At 45.6% G+C, this 1,486-nt stretch carries 1 protein-coding gene; it reads right to left on the bottom strand.

Translation table 11 applies throughout. The annotated features are described in order from the left end of the window. Positions 1–173: 173 nt before the first annotated feature. Positions 174–1,406 (bottom strand): ISL3 family transposase, encoded by a 1,233-nt coding sequence (locus tag FU659_RS34895; RefSeq protein ID WP_147951729.1) that lies wholly within the window; start codon positions 1,404–1,406, stop codon positions 174–176. Positions 1,407–1,486: the final 80 nt, after the last annotated feature.

Here is a 1,486-nt window from a genome sequence, read left to right as displayed (position 1 = left end):
GGCTCTTCGCTGCTTACTATTGGTAATTAAGATTATAGAGAAAAGAATAGAAACAAGCTTCTTACCAGCCTATGCTAGAATCTCATAGCAAATGAAAGCCCTCAAGGAGATCGCTTGACCGCTTTCATTTGCCATGAGGAGCGGTTTAAAGGCCGGTAAGATTGGCTTAAAACCTAGTGAGGCTCGACCTTCATCTTGAGTTTGTTCGCGGTGGCATAGATCATGGCAATAAAGTTACGCGTCGAGCGGTAACCTCGTGCTTTACGCTTTGCTGCTTGAACCAAACTATTCAGACCTTCGAGCAACCCGTTAGTCATCTTGGTTTGAAACCAGCGCAAAATACCATTTGCATATCGCTGCAACGAACGTGCAACGGCCGACATAGGCTCAACTTGGGACCGAACCGCCCACTGCGTCCATTGCTTAAAATACAAATCTGCATAGATGGCTGGATATGTCCACATATCTTGAAGGGCCAATTTGAGTCGGTACGCCTTGCCTGTTTGTAGATTCATGTCCTTCAGTTTGAGCATCGTCTGCTTTTGTCCTTCCGTCAGGCGGCTTTCATTTTTCAACCAGATATATCGGGTTTTCTTGAGTCCGACGACTTCTTTTTGCTCTTCACGGCGAACTTCATCCACCGCTTCGTTGACGAGTTTCATAACATGAAATTTATCAAACGTGATCTGAGCGGCGGGAAAATGTTCCTCGATTCCAGCAATGAATGCTGCTGACATATCACAGCAGGCTTCTCTAATTTGGGTAGGATCGATACTGCGCTGAGTGAGGAATTGCTTGAACGTTAAGAGTCCGCTACTACCTTTACCTTCCGTCGCTAACAGCACTTGTTTGGTGTCGATGTCTACAAATAACGTCACGTACTCGTGTCCGCGTCGACTAGAGGTTTCATCCAGAGCAATTCGTTTCACGCCAGTCATATCCATTTCATTCATGGCTCGGTCCACATAGTAGTGAAAAATACGCCATAATCTCGTGTCATGTTCGCCTACTTTTCGCGCTACCGCAGCAACGGGCATCTCCGTCATCAAAGCCATTACATGGGCCTCGAACAACCAACTGAACGCCGTATGCACTCGGGCCCAGCTTACTTTGACGGTCGTAATTTTATCGCAATGCTTACAATGAATTCGCGGCAAACGTGCATGGAGAATGGTCTGATATTGCCAAAAGTCCAAATGGCGCCAAGTCCGATCTTCATTCACGATATCATGCACTTTACCGTTTATGCCACAGCGTTGGCAAGAAAACGCCGCACCGCGCTTAAAGTTCAAATATACATGTAGTTGTCTTGCTTGGCGGTCTAACTCACGATAACTGACAAACCAAGGTGATTCAATTTCAAGAGCTGCTTGAAACATGTCCAAATCGTTCTCATATTCTTCCATAAACCATACCTCCGCTTCAACTTACTAGAAGTATCGTCTGGTTTTCAATTTAACAAACCAATAGTAGATAGCGAGGAAGC

It is taken from the genome of Paenibacillus sp. N3.4 (assembly GCF_008017805.1).
Taxonomy (GTDB): domain Bacteria; phylum Bacillota; class Bacilli; order Paenibacillales; family NBRC-103111; genus Paenibacillus_E.
This window is presented reverse-complemented; position numbering and strand designations above follow the sequence as displayed.